The organism is Bacteroides sp. OM05-12 (assembly GCF_003438995.1).
Taxonomy (GTDB): Bacteria; Bacteroidota; Bacteroidia; order Bacteroidales; family Bacteroidaceae; genus Bacteroides.
In genome coordinates, this window is record NZ_QSUN01000047.1 from 1 (window position 1) to 4,821 (window position 4,821).

Consider the following 4,821-nt stretch of genomic DNA (forward strand, 5'->3'; position numbering starts at 1 on the left):
AAAGGCGATCAGGGTATTCAAGGCATCCAGGGTGTTGATGGTCGAACTCCTCTTGTATCTTTAAGCAGTGATTATTTCTTGACCGTAGATGGATCTAAGGTCGGTAGTTCCCTCAAAGGTGCAACGGGAGCTACGGGTGCAAAGGGTGATGCATTTAAGTACAGTGACTTTACTTCTTCCCAGCTTGCTTCTCTCAAGGGTGATAAAGGTGACAAGGGTGACCAGGGCATTCAAGGCATACAGGGTACTGATGGTCGAACTCCTCTTGTATCTTTGAGCAGTGATTACTTCCTTACCGTAGATGGAACTAAGGTCGGTAGTTCCCTCAAAGGTGCAACGGGAGCTACGGGTGCAAAGGGTGATGCGTTTAAATACAGTGACTTTACTTCTTCCCAGCTCGCTTCTCTCAAGGGTGATAAAGGTGACAAGGGCGACCAGGGTATTCAGGGAATTGCCGGTAAGACTCCGTCTGTGGCATTAAGCAGTGATTACTTCCTTACCGTAGATGGAACTAAGGTCGGTAGTTCCCTCAAAGGTGCTACTGGAGCCACTGGTGCGAAAGGTGATAAAGGCGATCAGGGTATTCAAGGCATCCAGGGTGTTGATGGTCGAACTCCTCTTGTATCCTTGAGCAGTGATTACTTCCTTACCGTAGATGGTACTAAGGTCGGTAGTTCCCTCAAAGGCGCAACGGGAGCTACGGGTGCAAAGGGTGATGCGTTTAAGTACAGTGACTTTACTTCCTCCCAGCTCGCTTCTCTCAAGGGTGATAAAGGTGACAAGGGTGACCAGGGTATTCAGGGAATTGCCGGTAAGACTCCGTCTGTGGCATTAAGCAGTGATTACTTCCTTACCGTAGATGGAACTAAGGTCGGTAGTTCCCTCAAAGGTGCTACTGGAGCCACTGGTGCGAAAGGTGATAAAGGAGACCAAGGCATTCAAGGTATACAGGGAATTGCCGGAAAAAGTCCTGTTGTTTCCCTGAGTAGTGACTACTTCCTTACCGTGGACGGAACTAAGGTTGGTGCTTCTCTCAAGGGTGCTGCCGGAGCAAATGGAATTGATGGAAAAACACCTGTCGTTTCCCTGAGCAGCGATCATTTCCTTATGGTCGATGGTACTAAAGTTGGTACCTCCCTCAAAGGTGCTACCGGAGCCACTGGTGCGAAAGGCGATAAAGGAGAACAAGGCATTCAAGGTATACAGGGAATTGCTGGAAAAAGTCCTGTTGTTTCCCTGAGTAGCGACTACTTCCTTACCGTGGACGGAACTAAGGTTGGTGCTTCTCTCAAGGGTGCTGCCGGAGCAAATGGAATTGATGGAAAAACACCTGTCGTTTCCCTGAGCAGCGATTATTTCCTTACAGTCGATGGTACTAAAGTGGGTTCATCTCTTAAAGGTGCAACCGGAGCCACTGGCGCAAAAGGTGATACTCCTTCACTTTCACTTAGTAGCGATTACCGCCTCATGGTAAACGGTGTTGCGGTTGGAAGTTCTCTGCGTGGTCCTCAAGGTAATCCTGGTAGTGATGCTACGGTAACGGCTGATGCGGTTAGGGTAGCAATTGCAAGTCTTGGAGCTGATTTGCACGCTACTGAAACGTCAAGCAAAACCGGTATTAATCTAAGCCAATCTTTTTGTTCAAACATCTGTTATTCATCAAGTTCAGTTCTCATACCTGTGGCGTCAGCTTCAAAAATGGGACTGATGACATCTACTGACAAGACTAGATTGGATACAGTATATGGTTGGGGAAATCATGCATCGGCTAACTATGTCCAGAATAATGGTTATGCGGTACTTAAAGATATTATGCCTGAATTGAATAATACGTATGTACTCGGTACACCAAGCTATAGATGGGATGATTTTTATTGCAATATGATACACATGAATCATAATGTACCACTACACATGGGGACTAGTGCTTCTTACAGGGGAAGTATAGGCTATGATTATTCATCTGATATACTCTGTTTTTCTACTACGAAAACGAGTATGCGATTTTATGTGAACAGGCCAAGTAAAGATAGTTTTTCTTCATTTTCAACGGAAACACCTGCTGTAGATATCAGTGCTACGGGTGTATCCATATATGCAGGTACGGGAAATTATGCTACCAGTCAATGGGGAGGATTTAATGTTTTTCATACTTTAAATGGAACAACGGGGCGTTGTTCTGTGTATTCAGATGGTAATAATCATAGTATGGTATTTAAAGCTTATTATACTGGTGCTGGTATGATATGGATTGCTGGGGGAGAAAATAATAGAATGGAATTTAAGAGCGGTAATCTTTCCATTACTGGTTCTTTTTCTGGTAGCAATATTTCAGATCCTCGTCTAAAAAAGAACATAACCAAAGTAACCGGTGCTATAAAAAAACTGAAATCGCTCGGTGGCATATATGAATTTGATTATGTTGACTATGCAATGAATAAGGATCATGAGCTTTCCCGGCATAGCATGGGATTGATGGCTGATCAGGTACAAGAATCATTTCTTGCAAGTACAGTTAAAAAGGGGGTAGATGGTTACTTAGGTATCAATTATCTCTCTCCTCAATATATTTCTTTGGCATTGGCTGTGGGGCTTGAGTTAGATGACAAAATGGGTAAATACGACCATAAGTTTCGTTCTATTGAGACCAAACAATCAAAAATGGAGAAAAAGATAAAAATCTTGGAAAAGGAAGTCAAATATTTAAAATCAATTATTAACAATTAATTTATTATCATTATGGCAACAGTTACTGTAAACGAAGAAAAAAGAGTAAGTAATGTGACTATTGAAGGTACTAATATTTCTTTAGTAGGTGATGTTACTCGTGACTTGGATGAGAAAGTAGAACGTATATCTGCAAGAATACAAAGCCATGCGGATGTAAATGCTTTTATCGGAGATGTTTCTTATGTCAAAAATCACGATGAGCGCAATACCGTGACTTATTTTATTAATTGCCTGCCGGAATATTTAGAAGAAGCAACGGAACTTGGCAATGAAGCTATTAAACAAATTATTAACCAGTAAAATGAAAAAAGTATGAAAAGACAAGAATTAATTGAATTCAATAATGCATTCTCAAAAGTAAAAGTAAGTGGGCTTGGAAAAGAAGCTAGTTTGAAATATTTTAAGTTGAAAATAACTGTAAGTGAGGAAATTAACAAGATAAAGGAATATGAAAAAGTAGCGAAAGAAGAAACCAAACCGGATGACGTCGAAGATGAACATAAACTTACAACTCAACAATTTACAACGTGGCGTAATGCGTTTGATGGTATTCTAGAAGAATATTATAATGAGGAATTGGAGAAATCACCCGATACCAAAATTCTTTCTGAAGATGAACTACTTAATAACATCATTTCGAACGAATTAAATCAAGATATGACCACAGAGGAAAAGTCGGTATTGGTAAAATATTTATTGAAGAGTTCCTTCTAATTTTGTAGGAGTGTAGGATCGTAGAATTCAAAAATGAACATCTACATATAAAAAACAATGCTTCTGAAAAGTGAGGCATTGTTTTTTATATATTTAAAATGCTCCATTAAAATGCTTCGTTTCTTCATGTACTGTCATGTTTTGGCCTTTCAGATATTTATTTGTCGTTGATATATCGGAGTGCCGTGCTTGATCACGCGCAATCACTATTCCTTCAGCATTGGCTAAGTCACGAATACCCGAATCTTTTAAAGAGTAAAATTGATAATTCTTTGGAAATTTAAGCGCAGCGCGTACTTTAATAAAATTTTCTCTGAAGATCCGCGAATCAGCTTTTTTTGTAGATGGCTTAAAGTCTCGTCCAAAAAGGTAACATTCGGAATGATAGCTGAATATTTGTAATTCAATCATTAACTTTATTAATTCATCGTTCAATCCTACCATACCATCACGTCTATTCTTCGATATTGTTGATGCAATAAACACTTTTTGCTCCTTGATATTGATGTCACGTAGCCGAATATTTGATAACTCATCCGGACGAATAAAGGTATAATATTCCATCCTACAAGCTAGAAGATAATACCTATCCACTTTATACAGGTAATCTTTCAGCCGTATCAAATCCTCTCTTTCCAAAGCCGACCTGAATTTCTCAGTTTCCTCCAAGCTCTTTATTCCTTCTACCGGGTTCTTTTCCAAATATTGTTTTTCTATCAGCCATGCAGAAAATGCAGATAGCCATACTCGGTAATTATTACGTGTTCTCGCTGAAGTATCTCGGTCTAGAAATATATGGTCCAAAAAATCGCTGACATACGCACGTGTAAATTGGTATATATATATTATGGGTATAGGAAGGTTTTGGTTATAGTCGATAAGGATGCTCAATCTTGATAAATAATCCGTTTGCGTTTTTTGCTTTAAAGCGGCAGTAGAAGTCATCTTTATGAGGTACTTCCTGTACAATTCACAGATATCATCAAATTTAGTGAACTGTCTTGAGTTTGAAATATCAGCCCACGGATTCCAACCGGATCTCAAACGATTGGTGCAATTGCTTATAATATCTGCAGCTTGTTTTTTTCGATCGGATAATTTCTTAATCGAATCTAACATATATTTTTTTCTACGCATCTTCCCATCGACCGGGTCGAAGCATAAAAAATCAACATACCAATTCTTTCCCGTATGTAATTTAGGTAACGTGTAGGAAATTACTTCATGTAGAGAAGATCCTTTTTTGGTTTTGGAGTACATTTTTTTTACATTCTTTCAAGTATGAAGAATGTAAACGATGATTTTATATCTATTTTTTTGGATCAACGTAAAAACCTGAGGGATTAAGTCTAAATTCTTATCTTTGCCTCCCAATTA

At 39.3% G+C, this 4,821-nt stretch carries 4 protein-coding genes; 3 read left to right on the forward strand and 1 reads right to left on the reverse strand.

The features are described from left to right. The 3 genes from DXB63_RS18040 to DXB63_RS17595 form a co-directional block, all read left to right on the forward strand. On the forward strand, positions 1-2,727 hold a 2,727-nt coding region (locus DXB63_RS18040), incomplete at its 5' end, for a tail fiber domain-containing protein (protein ID WP_199604241.1). A 12-nt stretch (positions 2,728-2,739) separates the two neighbouring features. Next, entirely contained in the window at positions 2,740-3,030 is a 291-nt protein-coding gene (locus tag DXB63_RS17590; protein WP_122127690.1) for a hypothetical protein, read from the forward strand. Positions 3,031-3,042: 12 nt separating this feature from the next. Continuing rightward, positions 3,043-3,444, forward strand: coding sequence for a hypothetical protein (locus DXB63_RS17595; protein ID WP_122127691.1), 402 nt, complete (start codon positions 3,043-3,045; stop codon positions 3,442-3,444). A gap of 93 nt (positions 3,445-3,537) precedes the next feature. Here DXB63_RS17595 and DXB63_RS17600 read toward each other — a convergent pair whose 3' ends face one another. Continuing rightward, positions 3,538-4,704: a tyrosine-type recombinase/integrase gene (locus DXB63_RS17600; protein WP_122127692.1), complete on the reverse strand. Its 1,167-nt coding sequence runs from the start codon at positions 4,702-4,704 to the stop codon at positions 3,538-3,540. Between the last annotated feature and the right edge of the window lie 117 nt (positions 4,705-4,821).

Coding starts and splice junctions, on each gene's coding strand:
- DXB63_RS17600 (WP_122127692.1), bottom strand. CDS start 4,704: ATGTACTCCAAAACCAAAAAAGGATCTTCTCTACATGAAGTAATTTCC.
- DXB63_RS17590 (WP_122127690.1), top strand. CDS start 2,740: ATGGCAACAGTTACTGTAAACGAAGAAAAAAGAGTAAGTAATGTGACT.
- DXB63_RS17595 (WP_122127691.1), top strand. CDS start 3,043: ATGAAAAGACAAGAATTAATTGAATTCAATAATGCATTCTCAAAAGTA.